Here is a 14,107-nt window from a genome sequence, read left to right as displayed (position 1 = left end):
CGCACGCGGTGATCAGCCATGCGCGCGACCTGATCATCCTCATCAGCCATCTTCCGAAGCGCGAGAAAGGTCCGCTCCTTACATTTGGCTGGCCGTTGGAGTTCGAATGAGGTGACACGCCGTCTCAAGAGACATTCGCAAAGCACAAAGGCGGTGGCGAACGCTGTCAGGAGAATCGCAAACGTCGGGACGATCCATGGCATACCGTCGGCCCCCTTCGGGAAAAGCTCTGCCGACTGATCCCACTGATCCGAGCAGCAACTGGGGCGACTCGCGGCGAACCTGTTTCATCCAAATAGCCCGTTCGCGAGGCGCGCGCGCTGACCTAAGTTGGCTTCCGGAAAACAAAAATTCGCTGATGGACTCGGTTGGGGAGGGCCCCAGCGCGCCTTGCCATCAAGCGACCTGATCCAGGTGCAAGTACAGCGCGTTGAAACCCGACACCTCCCTGAGGCGCTCCCAATCGGGGATATGAACGAAGCGGCGCTCCCGTCTGATCAGTCCATCCGCCTCGAGCGCCTTCAACGTCCGATTGACGTGCACAGACGTCAGCCCGGTCGCGTCGGCGAGCTGCTCTTGAGTCATCGGAAGCTCGTAGCCTTTGACGTCACCAAGGCCCGCAACGTCCAGACGGAGCGCGAACTCGCAGAAGAGGTGTCCGATCCGCTGCTTCGCGTCGCGGCGACCGACATTGGTGACCCATTCTCGGAAGATCGAGCCGTCGACCAGCGTGTCGATCCACATCGCCAGGCCGACGCGTGGGTGTGTCTTGACGAGCTTTTGGATCGCAGCGCGCGAGATCGTCGCGATTTCACAGCGCGTGAGGGTTTGTACGTTGTGATCGGCAATGGCGAGGAGCGATCCTTCGAGATCTACGAAGTCGCCGGGGATGTGAATGCTGACGATCTGGCGGCCGCCGTCCGCCGTCAGCTTGTGCCGGAAGGCGAGGCCCGAGAGGATCAGCGCACTCTTCTCCGTGGGCGCTCCCTCGCGGACGATGTACGCGCCCGCCTCGGCTGTCTTTATCTGGTACGGCAGTGAGTGCAGGGCACTTCGGTCCGCATCGTCGAGCAACTCACGCCGCTCGAACTTGCGCACCATGCGCTGAAGGATTGGATGGCCGGTCACGACGTACTCCCGAGCAAGGAAATGCGGGCGGGAGCACGTGGAATCTCTCAGTCGCCGATGCCCAGATATTGGATCGCCGATAGGGCAACCATAACATGGTTTGCCTTACCTAATCCAGTCCTATGTTAAACAGAATGAGAGAACGCAAGTTACGTGGCGACTTGAATAGAGTTCAATGGTAGATTTCCTTCCAACCCAAATGAGGTAGTCGCGATGAGAAGGTATTTTTCATCTCCGAGATGGGACAATCTTCTTCTCGACGCGGACGGCCGCCAATTGCCGAACCTGCAATCGGTAATTGCCGCAGCATTGTGTGAAACGCGCGATCCTTGGCGCGGATGCGGGCGCGGGAGTGCTGAAGCTAGGGCAGCGGATCGACGCCGAAGATGAGGCCGGCGAGATCGTGCATCGCCTCGTTCTCAAGGACACCATCACAATCGAGAAGTAGCGCCGTGGCTGCGGCTTGATGGCTTCGAAATCGGCCGGACGTGAACCGTCGATCGTCTATCCCGACGCGCTTCATCTGGCACTCCCGGGCTCCAAGCGGGACCATAAGCGCACAAAAAGACGCCCGCGGCACCCATGGGCGTCGCGGGCGCGCAAGGGACGGATGCGACTTCGTCCCTTGTGAGGAGCCCTTCACATGATCAGCGCACGCGGGTCCAAACCTTGGTGCGGCAGAAGATCGCGGCCTTGCAGCCCTTGACCTCGAGCTTGCCGTCGCGGCGCAGGGTCAGGTAGCCCTTGGCGGCTCCGTCGCCCGATTCCGGATCGTAGACCGGGCCACCCTGCCATTCGGCCGGGCCGCCGGTGAACCCGCGCAGCACCACCAGCCCCTTCAGCTTGCGGTCCCTGAGCGACTTGTCGGGATTGCGCACGTCCCGCAGGTCGGGATTGGCGCGCAGCCGCGTCGCGTCGATGATCTTGCCGCACACGGCCGCGCCGCAGCGGTAGATCTCGACCCGGCCGCCTTCGCTGCCGGTCGCCCAGACGCCGAGAAGCCGGCTACCGTCCGCCGCTGCTGCCGGCGCGGATGCGGCCAGCAGCAGCCCGAGCATGACTGCCACCGCCCTCACGACGCCGGCTCCGCATCGGCGGGAGGCGTGAGCGTGTCGAGGGCCCTGGCGACGAGCACGCGGTCGTCATGCTGCCACGGGTGGAAGCCCGGGCGCATGTACCCGATCGCGCTGCCCACCAGCAGGCGCATGGCGCCGGGGCGGACATAGAGGTAGTGCAGCAGCTTGCGCCAGGTGGCAAAGTCGTTCCTGCCGTCCTGCTCGAGCAAGCCGGCAGTGTTGCGGAAGATCACGTAGTGGAACCGCACGGTCGCCGCCGCCATCGCGAAGGAGCGTCCGAGCCACCGCCGCCAGCGCGGGAACTTGCGCGTCGCATGGAGCCAGGTGTCGAAAGCGACGGCCTTGTGCTCGATCTCCTCGATCGCGTGCCAGCGCCACATGCGCTGCGCTTCCGGCTCGGCGCCGGCAAGATGCTCGGGGTTCGAGAGAACGGCGTTTGCCAGGGTCGCGGTGAAGTGTTCGAGCGCGCAGGTCGCTGCAAGCTGCATCACCGGCTTGCGGCGCTTGGCCCAGGCAATCGTGCGCGCAGCGCGGTCTTCCGCCGGGCGAATGTCGTATCCCGCATCGCGCGCCTGCTTGTTGAAAAACACGTGCTCGCGCGTGTGCATCGATTCCTGATAAACGAAATCGTCGATCTGCGCGCGCAGCGTCTCGGGCGCGTCGTCACGGTAATGGCGCACCGTGGTCATGAAGAACTTCTCGCCCACCGGGAAGGTCGAGGACAGCGCGTTGAAGAACGCGGTGCGCCCGGGGTCGCCGCCGTGCCACCAGCGGCGGACCGGCTCTTCCCGGCCGAATTTCCAGTTGCGCTTGTGAATCGTGATATCGTCGGGGGTTCGGGTTGAAGACATTGTCGAATCCTCCTGATTGTCACACCCCTTTAATTTACATTGATGTTAATGTAAATAGTAATTCGGGAATGGACGTGCCGCAGCCGACGATCTGGGGTGACGCGCGTTCGCACATCTGTATGTGGTATCCTGGCGAAGGCGGCAGTGCCGCATATGGAGGACGGAATGGCACAGCCGAAGGAGGAGCGGGTCCGGCGGCGCAAGCGGATGGGCGACGAGGTCCGCGATGAGGCCCTGATCGCAGCACGCAAGCTGCTCCTCGACAGCGGCCCGGCTGCCGTCACGCTGGCAAATGTGGGCCGCGAGATCGGCATGTCGCATGCCAACGTGCTGCATCACTTCGGATCGGCGGCGAGCCTGCAGTCCGCACTAATGGGCTCGATGATCCGCGATCTGACCACAGCGCTCGACAACGTGGTGGAACTGCTCAAGACCGATGCGGCCGCGCCTCGCACGGTGGCGGACAAGGTGTTCGACGCGTTCGACAAGGGCGGCGCCGGACAGCTCGCCGCATGGATCATCCTGTCCGGCGACGTGAAGCAGCTCGAACCCGTGCGAGAGGCAGTGCGTGCGCTGGTGGAAGCGATCGTCGGGCAGTCCACCGACGATGCGGCGCCGGAACGGGTCCGTGCCGCGGTGCTGATGATGGCGGTCAGCGCCTTCGGCGATGCGCTGATCGGTCCGCACGTGCGCGAAATGCTCGGTCAGGACGACGACGCAATGCGCGACCTGATCGCGCGAATCCTGCCGCTGTTCCTGATCCCCTCGGGCATTCCCCCGGCCATCGGCTGACAGAGCCGCGCCCTTAGAACCTCTTCCGCACCGACAGCTCCACCGTGCGCCCGAGCGGATCGACCTCGTGCCGGCTGAAGCCCGGCGGAACGCTCCCGTCGCTCAGCGTAACGCGGCGGTAGGTATCGAGCAGGTTCTCGACCTCGAGCGAGACCTTGAGGTTCTCCAGCCATCCGATCCCCTCCGCCCCGGTCCACAACTTCCCGGGAAGGATGAACACGCCGGCGTTGATCATCAGCGGAGGCCGATAGCGGTAGTCCCGCCCCGCCGAATGCCTGCTGCGGACTTGTGCCGGACTGCTCCAGGTCGCGCGCAAATCGCCGCCGATCCCCTTCTTGCCCGCGGTCGCCTGCAGCGAGAGGTAGTGCCGTGACTGCCCGGTTTCGGCGAGTTGGTCGATCGTGGGCACGCCGGCCCGGGTCAGCAGTTCGCTCTCCAGGCGCCAGGTGTGGTTGAGGGTAAAGGTCAGGCGTAGCGGATCCGCCGTGCGTGTGTTCGCTGCCCGCGCGCCCGGGGTGGGCAGGCGCAGCGCCACGCTCGAGACGAGCTCCGCGCTTCGGCTCCGGGCGATATTGATCGGCCGAGCATCGACCATCTGCAATCGTCCCTCAGCATCGCGCACCACTCGCTCCGGGAAAGCGGCCTCCATCGCAGGCGTCAGTTCCGGAAAGGGCGCAACCCCGCCCTCGCCGCGGCGGCTGCGATATCCGACGTTCACGGAAAGCAGCGGGCTGCCCAAGGGCCTGAGGCGGACCTCGAGCGAGAGGCTCTGCGCGCTCCCTCGGCTGAGCAGTGGATTGCCGCCGGTGATCCACAGCGGCTCGGCCACTTCCTGGCGCAGAAAGTCGTAGACCCGCGTTACGGTCTCGACACGAGGTGCGCCCAAGTCCTCGGAGGAAGGGACGACTTCGCGGTGCTCGAACGAGCCGAGGACCTGCACGGGCGGGACAGGTGTCCAAGTGAACCCCGCGCCGTGCTGCTTTCGAAACGCGCTGCCGGTCGCCGTCTGGCCCCCGGCTGACAGATCGATCGAGAGATCGCCCAGCGGGTTGAGCTCGCCCTCTCCGCGTGCGGAGACTGGGATGCTGACGGAGAGCTCACCGCCCAGGTGGTCGTAGGCGGTCGCGTCCCACGCCTCTTGGCTCTCACCGCCGAGAGATCGGTAGCCGCTGCTATTGTGATTCGCGGTCATCGAGAGAGTCGCCGTCACGGGCCCGGCCGGAAGATCCACGACCGGCCTCGCGGCGCTGAGGTTGCCGCCGAAGCTTTCGCTGTCCGACTTGCTGCCGCTGGTCCGTAGCAGGCGATCAGACCAGGGCATATAAGGATTGAATCCCGGCACGTGTGCATCGATCAAAGCTTGCGCCTCGCGGGTGTCTACGCCGTGTTCCAGATGGTTGGTGGACCAGCTACGGGCGTAGCTGGTCGAGAGGGTAGTCCGCCAGGATCCGAGCGAACCCGACAGGGTCAAAGAGAGCCCAAGCGATTTCGAGCTGTTCTCGCTGCGCAAGGCGCGAGCACCTGCTAGAGGACGAACAAGGAGCACATCGCCGGAGAACGGCGACCACGGGCTTCCCTGTGGAATGACGATCGAGGCCATTGGCAGCCCGCGCAGCCGTTCGCTGTGGTTGGAACTCGCATTCAGAGACAGGGATGCGGTGAACGGCCCCAAGGGGCGACTGGCGCCAAGGTTCAACGAGAGCTTGCGCCGCGAAGGCAGGAGCGTCTCGAACCGCGCAGGATCGGCCGGATTCGTCCGGCCGGCGCCAGCGACGAAGTCCGCCAGCACCGGCGCCCCGGCGAGGGCGCGGCCCGGTATGGCGGCGACGCCCACGGTCACTCCCGCCAATCCGCTCAGGCCGGGATCGATCTCGTCCCCCGACACCGGGGCGACGTAGCCGACGAGGTCGATGGGACCTGCCTGACTCGGACGAGCTCCCCTTGCGCTGTTCCGCAGAGCGCTTTCGATCGACAGGCGTGCCTGAGCATTCCAACGCGTGGCGCCTGAGATGGCCACCTGACCGGCCGTCAGAGCCCCATCGTACTGGCCGCCGTCGGTGGCCCAGTTCACTGCCGCTTCGATGTTGCGGCTGGCATAATTCTCCTTGAGAACCAGGTTGACGACGCGTCGGCCGGATCGGTGGCCATAGTGCGCCGCAGCCTCCGCCTTCAGCAGCGCGATGCGGTTTAGCGCCTCAGGCGGGAAGCCGAGGATCGACCGGTCAAAACCGATCTCCTTGCCATTCACCAGGATCACAGGCTCCTCGCCCGATCCGTCGATCAACGGCGCCAGACTCTCGAGCAGTTCGTCGATGCTGTCCGCGCCGTGACTGGCGATCTCCTCCTCGCCGAACTCGGTCTCGACCGGGACCTCCGCTTCGCCGCGGCGAGGTGCGGTAACCACGATCTCGCCGGGCCCGTCGACAGCTCCCACGTTGTCGACCGGTTGTGCGGCCGCATCGCCACGAGGCCAGCAAAGGGCGAGAGAGGTCAGTAAGGCGAGGCCTGACAATCTCATTGCAACGCGTCAGCGATCTGCATCTGTCGGCATCCTGTTCCGCCCGGCTTCCGGGACGCCATTCGGAACAACCGTGACTGGCGGCGTACGACACAACGTGGATTGTTGAACCGGCATCCCTCACCACTGCGGAATGAGCGGGCGCACGATCCGTGCGCCCGCCCGAACACGTCATCATTCATCCAAAAGCGAATGGGCTGATGGCGTTACTCGTTGTTGCCGTGGTTCGGATTGTGATCCGAATCGCCCGGAGCGCTCGTGTTGCCCGAGGAAGGCGAAGTCAGGTTGACGGTGCCGTTCATCTGGCAGTCCGAGCCGCTCACCGCCGGAAGGACGCCCGAGACGGCCAAGGTGTCAGGCGCCCCTTCGGTCCACACCGCAGTGATATCGCCTTCGCAGTTGCCGGGAGTGATGGTCGTCACGAAGACGTCGTGGAGCGTGAAGACCCCGCTGCTGTTTCCCGTCGAGACGTAAGTGATATCCGCGGTCGGTGCGACGTTGACTGCACTGCAGAGGCCCAGCGTGCCACCGGTCAGCGTGATGCTCGCGCTGAGATTCTGAACATCCGTATGATTGAACGGCGGACTGGTATCCGCTGCGTCGTTGGGACCGGTGATCGTCACGGTAGCAGTGCACGTGAGCGCAATGCCCTTTTCGACATCGACCGTTCCCGTGAACGTCCACGGCGCCTGTGGCGTAATGTAGGGATGATTAGCCATCGCGGCCTGGGACCCGACCAGCGCAACCGAACCGATCAGCAAAGCTACTGCCTTCTTCATTTCACATCTCCCATTCTCTTATCGCAGTTGTGCTAGGCCGATTTACCTAGCTAACACTTTGTAGCTTACATTTACGTCAATGTCAATTTGAATTAGGAGGGAGAGAAGTGCTTACACGCCGTCTAGGCATTACTACGTATAAGTAGTTATACTTGGATTAGACTTACCAACTAACGCGACGAGCGCCCTCCGAGAAGGGCCCGGGCCTGCGTACAGCGCTCGATGGTGGAGGCCGCTGCACGGCGGACTGGTCTCGCTCGCCGTGCGGAACTCGTGGTGTTCGCGCGTCACGTGCCGCTGCGAAGAAGGGAATGCCGCCTAACTACCGATGTGTGGCCCAAGGCGTTCTCGCTCAGCGCCCTTTTTTAGTCTGCCCCAAACCCCGCGCCGTCGGGCCAACTGGGCCCGGCGAGGCCCATGACCTTGAACAGCTCGCCCATCTGGTCGCCCGCGACGAGCCGCTGCTTCGCGATCTCGATGTCCTCGGCATAGTGCGGCGCGCGGGAGGCGAGGGTCTGGGCGCGCATGTCGATGCCGAGGGTGCGCAGCCAGTCTCCCTGCGTCGCGGTGCCGAGGTGCCGCACCCCGCGCGACTGCGCGATCCGCGCGAGGGTCGCGAAGTCGACGTGCGCGGTGAGGTCCGCCTCGCCCGGCGCCGCGAAGGGGTCGATCTTGGCATGGGCGCGGACGGCCTGCAGCGTCGATCCGGTGCGCGCCTCATCGCTGCCGTAGTCGATGAGCAGCGCAGCCCCGCCCTGTTCGGCGAGCCGCCCGGCAATCTCGTAGACGACCGCAGCCGCACCCGGATTGGTTTCCAGCAGTGTTCCCTGCGGCGCCTCGCACCATTCGTCCGGCACGGCGGCATCCATCGGCTGGGCGCCCGCAACGAAGACGAAGTTGTCGCCGTCCAGCCCGACCATTCGTTCGCGCCAGCCTTCGGCCGTGCGGACGAGCTGACGCACGGGCAGCGCATCGAGGAACTCGTTGCCGACCAGCAGCATCGGCGCGTCCTGGGGCACGGTCGAGAGATCGGCATGCCAGATCGCGCCGGGGACTGCTTCGTCCTGGAGTTCACGCAGCGCGGTCGAAGCTTCGACGAGGTGGACGTCGGGCGCGAAGCCGTATCGCTTGCCCGCTCGCAGTGCGTCCTTGGCCAGGGTGCCGCGGCCGGGACCGAGCTCGACATAGAGCACCGGCTCATCCCGTCCCGCGCGGATCCACATGTCGGCGAGCCACAAGCCGATCAGTTCGCCGAACATCTGGCTGATCTCGGGCGCGGTGACGAAGTCGCCCTCGCTGCCGAGAGGATCGCGGTTGGCGTAGTAACGCGCGTTGCTCTCGCCCATAAACTGCAAGAGCGAGATCGGACCCGTATTGCGGATCAGCCGGCGGAAGATCGCCGCAAGGTCGTCGTCACGTTCGGCGCTCATGCGGCTCCGGGTGCAGCCTGGCCGCTGGCGAGCGGCGGCCGCATCAGCGCACGCACGGTCACAGCAAGGCCGAGCACGATCAGCGGAATCGTCAGCCACTGCCCCATCGAGAGGCCGGTGTCCGCGGCGAACTCGGCGAGCTGGGCGTCAGGCTCGCGGAAGAACTCGACCGTGAAGCGACCAAGCGAAATGCCCGCCGTGAAGACGCCGACCAGCAGACCGGGGCGGTAGCGCGCACGGGTCCGCCAGAACAGGAACAGCAGCACGATCACCAGCAGCGCGCCTTCGAGCGCCGCTTCGTAGAGCTGCGAGGGGTGACGCGGAAGCGGCCCTGCACCGGGAAAGACCATCGCCCACGGCACGTCCGACGGGCGGCCCCAGAGTTCGCCGTTAACGAAGTTGGCGAGGCGGCCGAACATCATGCCGAAGGGCACGTTGACTGCGATGTAATCGGCGACGCGCAGGAACGAGAGCTCTCCACGCCACGATACGAACGCGATCGCCACCAGCACGCCGGCCAGTCCGCCGTGGAAGCTCATCCCCCCGGTCCAGAGCTGGAAGAACCGCAGGCTGGTCCACAGCGAGGGATCGTAGAACGTCGCATAGCCGATCCGTCCTCCGATGATGATGCCGAGCGTGCAGTAGAAGAACAGGTCGTCGGCATGGCGCTGCGCCATCGGCGCGCCCGGGGCCTTGATCATCTTCGACAAGTGCCAGTAGCCCAGCACGATGCCGGCGAGATAGGCGAGCGAATACCAGCGCAGCGTGAAGAAGCCGAGGTCAATTCCCGGCGTCAGGCCCAGTTCCGCCCACTGGATCGGATCGGCAGCTCCTGCCGTGGCGGCAAGTAGTGACAGCAACAGGCGAACCCCTTATCAAAAGCTCCCGCCGCGCGGGAATTCGCGCGGCTTTTGGCATAGAGCGAGACGGGGTTAAACCCTGCGTTCAGGCGGCCGGCGCGATTTATCGCAGCCGAGGCGCGGGGCCGGAGGCGAGAGGAGAGAAAACGAATGCCGAGCGAGCTGGACAACGATCTGGAACGCATCATGGACGTGCTGACCGGGCCGGGTATGCCGTTCGAGACCGAGCCGTTCGAACGGTTCGGCCGGACGATCCCGGCGTTCAAGAACGCGCCGCCGACTCTCGCGCACTATTTCGCGCATTACTGCAACGAGCATAAGGACCTCCCCTTCCTCGTCGACGCGGGCGGCCGGCTGACCTTCGGCGAATGCTGGGCGGCGGCGAGCCATGTCGCGGCCGGGCTGGTCGAGAAGCACGGCATGAAGAAGGGCGACCGCATCGGCATCGCCGCGCGCAATTCGGCCAACTGGATCGTCGCCTACATGGGCGTCATCATGGGCGGCGGCTGCGCCACGCTGCTGAACGGGTTCTGGACCGGCGAGGAGCTCGCCTACGGCGTCCGCATCGCCGAGTGTTCGCTCGTGCTTGCGGATGAGGAGCGGACGCGCCGGCTTGAGGGGACCGACCACCCGGCCAAGGTCGTCACGATCTCTCACGATCTCCCTCCGTCCGAAGGGCTCGCCTCGATCTGGGGCGAAGGCGACGTCGCGATGCGCATGCTCGGCGAGTTGGGGCCGGACGATCTCGCGACGATCCTCTACACCTCGGGCTCGACGGGTCAGTCGAAAGGCGCCTGGTCCGATCATCGCGGCGTCGTCCACGGTACGATGAGCTATGTCTCGCAGAGCGCGATGGCCGCGCAGCTTCTCACCCAGCGCGGTGATCCGCCCTCAGGGCAGGCCTGCGCGCTGATCGCCGTGCCACTGTTCCATGTGACAGGTGAGGTGCCGCTCTATCTCCAGAGCTACGCTATCGCCCGCAAGCTGGTGCTGATGCCCAAATGGGACGCGCGCGAGGCGATGCGGCTGATGGAGGCGGAACAGGTCAGCTATTTCGTCGGCGTGCCGCTGATGAGCTACGAGATCGCGACCCATCCCGAGCGCGACCAGTTCGACCTCACCGCCTGCAAGAGCTTCGCCGCCGGGGGCGCTCCCCGCCCGGTCGACCACGTGACCAAGATCAAGGACGCCTTTCCCGAGGGCTTCCCGCTGCTCGGTTACGGCCTGACCGAAACCAACGGCGTGGGCTGCGGCAACTTCAACGAGAACTACATGGCCAAGCCCGGCTCGACGGGCCGCGCCAGCCGGCCGCTGGTCGACCTCGCGATTCTCGACGAGGACGGCAAGCCGCTCCCACAGGGCGCGGTCGGCGAGATCTGCATTCGCTCGATTGCCAACTTCCTCGGTTACTGGAAGGACGACGCGGCGACTGCTGCGGCGTTTTTCGACGACGGCTACTTCCGCAGCGGGGACCTCGGCTATCTCGATGAAGATGGCTATGTCTTCATTGTCGACCGCAAGAAGGACATCATCATCCGCGGCGGTGAGAACATCTCCTGCCTCGATGTCGAGCAGGCGATCTACGGGCACGACGCGGTCGCGGAATGCTCGGTCTTCGGACTGCCCGACGCGCGCTTCGGCGAAGTCCCGGCGGCGGTCTATTACTGCAAGGACGATTGCACCTTGACTCCCGACGAGCTGCGCGAATTCCTCGCCGGTCGGCTCGCGCCATTCAAGATTCCCGAGCGCATCTGGCGGGCGGAGGAGCCGCTGCCGCGGCTGGGCACGCAGAAGATCGACAAGCGTGCGGTGCGCGCAGCGTTCGGGAAGGAGCTGCTCGACGCTTGAACCAGGTCCGCGTCCCCAAGCAGCGCGCGATCCTCGACCGGCGCGCCCTGGCCGAAGCGATCGCCGGGCTGGTGGAGGGCCGCGGTGCGGATGCGCGCAATGCGGTGGTGGACACGCTTCGCGATGCCCTGGGCAGAGGCCGCGAGGAACTCCGCCGGCGGCTCGAGGCCAAACCTCACGCGGGCCACGAATGCGTCGCCGGCCACGCCTTCCTAATCGATCAGATAGTGCGGCTGATCCACGACTACGTCGTCGAGCACGTCTATCCGGTCGGTAACCGTTCGGAAGGGGAGCGGCTCGCGATCCTTGCGGTGGGCGGCTACGGCCGGGCCGAGATGGCGCCCCAGTCGGACGTCGACATCGCCTTCCTCACTCCCACCCGCAGCGCACCGTGGTGCGAGCAGGTGATCGAGGCCATGCTCTACCTTCTGTGGGACCTGGGGCTGAAGGTCGGCCACTCCAGCCGCACGCCCGATGACATGGTGCGCATGGCGAAAGAGGACGTCACCATCCGCACGGCGCTGCTCGAGGGGCGCTACGTCTGGGGAGACCAGCCGCTCCACGACGAGGCTCGGCGGCGCTTCTGGGCCGACGTGGTGAACGGCACCGAGCGCCAGTTCGTAGCCGAGAAGCTGGCGGAGCGCAACGCGCGGCACAAGCGGATGGGCGACAGCCGCTATGTCGTCGAGCCCAACGTCAAGGACGGCAAGGGCGGCCTGCGCGACCTGCAGACGCTCTACTGGCTGGGAAAATACATCCACAAGGTGCGAAGCGCCGCGGAACTGGTCGATGTCGGCCTGCTAACCGCGCAGGAATATCGCAGCTTCCGGCGCGCCGAAGGCTTCATGCTGGCGGTGCGCTGCCATTTGCACATGATCACCGGACGCGCCGAGGACCGGCTGACCTTCGACCTCCAGCGCCAGGTCGCGATGCGGATGAACTTCGTCGATCGCCCGGGCAAGAGCCAGGTCGAGCGGTTCATGCAATTCTACTTCCTGCAGGCCAAGCGCGTCGGCAGCCTGACGGGCGTGTTCCTCGCCCATATCGACGAGCAGTTCGCCCAGAGGCACGCGCGCAAGGGGCTGCTCGCCGGGTTCAAGGCGCGCCCGCGCAGCCTGAAGGGCTACCGCGTGTTCGGGGGCCGCATCGGGACGCCGCACGACGACTGGTTTCGCAAGGATCCCGTGCGGCTGATCGAAATCTTCCGGATCGCGGAAGCCGAGGGGTTCGAGATCGAGCCGGCGACCATGCGCCAGGCCGATCGAGATTCGCGGCTCATTACTTCCGAGGTGCGCGACGACCCGCGCGCCAATGCGCTGTTCCTCGAGCTCCTCGCGGGCCGCAACGATCCCGAAACCGCCCTGCGCTGGATGAACGAGGCTGGGGTGTTCGGCCGCTTCGTGCCCGACTTCGGCAAGGTCAACGCACAGATGCAGTTCGACATGTACCACCACTACACGGTGGACGAGCACACGATCCGCGCGATCGGGCTGCTGAGCCGGATCGAGAAGGGCGAACTGGCCGAGGATCATCCGCGCTCCACGCGGCTGATCCACAAGCTGGCTTCGCGCCGCGCCGCCTATGTCGCGGTGCTGCTGCACGACATTGCGAAAGGGCGCGGGGGTGACCATTCGGTGCTCGGCGAGGGCGTCGCGCGCGAGCTCTGCCCGCGGTTCGGACTGAGCGAGAATGAGACCGATCTCGTCGCCTGGCTCGTGCGGCAGCACCTGCTGATGAGCGCGACCGCGTTCAAGCGCGACCTGACCGACCCCAAAACGATCGAGGATTTCGTCGCCCAGGTGCAGAGCGTCGAGCGGCTTCAGCACCTGCTGATCCTGACCGCGGTCGACATCCGCGCGGTCGGCCCCGGCACCTGGAACAGCTGGAAGCGGCAGTTGCTCGGCGAGCTCTATGACGCGGCGCACGAGCGGCTGCGGCTCGGCCATATGCGTCACGGCCGCAAGGAGCGGGTGGCGGCGAAGAAGCAGGCCGTCGGCGAGCTGCTGGGCGCAGACGCGGAGCTCGTCGGCCTCCATGCCGCCGATTTCGGCGACCCCTACTGGATCGCGGAGCCGGAGGACATCATCGCGCTCAACCTGCGCCAGTTCGACAGCGCGCGGCGCGATCAACGCGAGCTGTCCGTGCACTGTGAAGTCTACCCCTCGCGCGGAGCGACGCTGGTGAGCGTGATCGCGGCGGACCATCCTGGCCTCTTCTACCGTATCGCCGGGGGCATCCATCTGGCGGGCGCCAACATCATCGATGCGCGCATCCACACGACCCGCGCCGGCTGGGCAGTCGACAACTTCCTCGTCCAGGATCCGCACGGCCAGCCGTTTCACGAAACGGCGCAGCTCGATCGCATCGAAACCGCCATCGGCGACGCGCTCGCGAACCGTATCGAGTTGGTCCCCCGCCTGGCCAGGCGCCCGCTGCCGCACAGTCGCGCGAAGGCGTTCGACGTTCGCCCGCGGGTGATCGTCGACAACAAGGCCTCGAACCGCTTCACCGTGGTCGAGGTCAACGCGCGCGACCGGCCCGCATTGCTCAACCGGCTCGCACGCGCCCTGTTCGACAGCCAGCTCATGGTCCACTCCGCTCACGTCACCGCCTACGGCGAGCGCGCGGCGGACACGTTCTACGTGACCGACCTGCTGGGCGAGAAGGTCGAGGCGGCCGAACGCATCACCGCGATCGAGACTGCCCTGCTCGACGCCGCGAGCGACCGGCGGCAGGCCGAACTCGAAGCGACGTGAATGCAACACAGAGCGGCGGAATTTGGCCGTTCGTGGAAACGATGTTTCCTCCAGACCGCGTTCACGTTA

The 14,107-nt window shown here is 65.6% G+C and carries 11 protein-coding genes; 4 read left to right on the top strand and 7 right to left on the bottom strand.

Translation table 11 applies throughout. The features are described from left to right. Positions 1–396: 396 nt before the first annotated feature. A complete protein-coding gene (locus AC3A5N_RS08470; RefSeq protein ID WP_487736885.1) occupies positions 397–1,101 on the bottom strand; it encodes a Crp/Fnr family transcriptional regulator in 705 nt (234 codons plus the stop codon). A gap of 340 nt (positions 1,102–1,441) precedes the next feature. On the opposite strand from AC3A5N_RS08470, the gene AC3A5N_RS08465 reads away from it, so the two are divergent. Beyond that, entirely contained in the window at positions 1,442–1,576 is a 135-nt protein-coding gene (locus AC3A5N_RS08465) for a hypothetical protein (RefSeq protein WP_487736884.1), read from the top strand. 199 nt (positions 1,577–1,775) lie between these two features. Here the strand turns inward: AC3A5N_RS08465 and AC3A5N_RS08460 are convergent, their stop codons facing one another. Continuing rightward, the gene (locus tag AC3A5N_RS08460) at positions 1,776–2,204 is read right to left on the bottom strand and encodes a DUF2147 domain-containing protein (RefSeq protein WP_487736883.1); all 429 of its coding nucleotides are present in this window, start codon (positions 2,202–2,204) and stop codon (positions 1,776–1,778) included. Then, positions 2,201–3,055: a metal-dependent hydrolase gene (locus AC3A5N_RS08455; RefSeq protein WP_487736882.1), complete on the bottom strand. Its 855-nt coding sequence runs from the start codon at positions 3,053–3,055 to the stop codon at positions 2,201–2,203. The genes AC3A5N_RS08460 and AC3A5N_RS08455 overlap by 4 nt, the downstream gene beginning before the upstream one ends. Positions 3,056–3,220: 165 nt before the next feature. On the opposite strand from AC3A5N_RS08455, the gene AC3A5N_RS08450 reads away from it, so the two are divergent. Next, the gene (locus AC3A5N_RS08450; RefSeq protein ID WP_487736881.1) at positions 3,221–3,847 is read left to right on the top strand and encodes a TetR/AcrR family transcriptional regulator; all 627 of its coding nucleotides are present in this window, start codon (positions 3,221–3,223) and stop codon (positions 3,845–3,847) included. Positions 3,848–3,860: 13 nt separating this feature from the next. Here AC3A5N_RS08450 and AC3A5N_RS08445 read toward each other — a convergent pair whose 3' ends face one another. The 4 genes from AC3A5N_RS08445 to lgt all read right to left on the bottom strand — a co-directional run bounded on the left by AC3A5N_RS08445 (position 3,861) and on the right by lgt (position 9,434). Further along, positions 3,861–6,281, bottom strand: coding sequence for a porin family protein (locus AC3A5N_RS08445; protein ID WP_487736880.1), 2,421 nt, complete (start codon positions 6,279–6,281; stop codon positions 3,861–3,863). Positions 6,282–6,571: 290 nt separating this feature from the next. Beyond that, the gene (locus tag AC3A5N_RS08440) at positions 6,572–7,144 is read right to left on the bottom strand and encodes a hypothetical protein (RefSeq protein WP_487736879.1); all 573 of its coding nucleotides are present in this window, start codon (positions 7,142–7,144) and stop codon (positions 6,572–6,574) included. A gap of 365 nt (positions 7,145–7,509) precedes the next feature. Next, positions 7,510–8,574 carry a class I SAM-dependent methyltransferase gene (locus tag AC3A5N_RS08435; protein WP_487736878.1) on the bottom strand — a complete coding sequence of 355 codons (1,065 nt, stop codon included), beginning with the start codon at positions 8,572–8,574 and terminating at the stop codon, positions 7,510–7,512. Next, positions 8,571–9,434: a prolipoprotein diacylglyceryl transferase gene (gene lgt, locus AC3A5N_RS08430; protein WP_487736877.1), complete on the bottom strand. Its 864-nt coding sequence runs from the start codon at positions 9,432–9,434 to the stop codon at positions 8,571–8,573. Before lgt ends, AC3A5N_RS08435 begins: the two co-directional genes overlap by 4 nt. Before the next feature lie 150 nt (positions 9,435–9,584). Between lgt and AC3A5N_RS08425 the strand changes: the two genes are divergently transcribed. Further along, positions 9,585–11,282, top strand: coding sequence for a class I adenylate-forming enzyme family protein (locus AC3A5N_RS08425; protein WP_487736876.1), 1,698 nt, complete (start codon positions 9,585–9,587; stop codon positions 11,280–11,282). Further along, positions 11,279–14,038, top strand: a complete 2,760-nt coding sequence (locus AC3A5N_RS08420; protein ID WP_487736875.1) for a [protein-PII] uridylyltransferase — start codon at positions 11,279–11,281, stop codon at positions 14,036–14,038. Before AC3A5N_RS08425 ends, AC3A5N_RS08420 begins: the two co-directional genes overlap by 4 nt. The last annotated feature ends 69 nt before the right edge of the window (positions 14,039–14,107 follow it).

The organism is Pelagerythrobacter sp. Soil_C_18, from assembly GCF_057657235.1.
The sequence above is the reverse complement of the archived record's forward strand: the minus strand, read 5'-3'. Positions and strand labels throughout refer to the sequence as shown.

Excerpts from the sequence above, each read along its gene's own strand:
- AC3A5N_RS08440 (WP_487736879.1), bottom strand. The coding sequence starts at position 7,144 with ATGAAGAAGGCAGTAGCTTTGCTGATCGGTTCGGTTGCGCTGGTCGGG.
- AC3A5N_RS08455 (WP_487736882.1), bottom strand. The coding sequence starts at position 3,055 with ATGTCTTCAACCCGAACCCCCGACGATATCACGATTCACAAGCGCAAC.
- AC3A5N_RS08470 (WP_487736885.1), bottom strand. The coding sequence starts at position 1,101 with ATGGTGCGCAAGTTCGAGCGGCGTGAGTTGCTCGACGATGCGGACCGA.
- AC3A5N_RS08425 (WP_487736876.1), top strand. The coding sequence starts at position 9,585 with ATGCCGAGCGAGCTGGACAACGATCTGGAACGCATCATGGACGTGCTG.
- AC3A5N_RS08450 (WP_487736881.1), top strand. The coding sequence starts at position 3,221 with ATGGCACAGCCGAAGGAGGAGCGGGTCCGGCGGCGCAAGCGGATGGGC.
- AC3A5N_RS08435 (WP_487736878.1), bottom strand. The coding sequence starts at position 8,574 with ATGAGCGCCGAACGTGACGACGACCTTGCGGCGATCTTCCGCCGGCTG.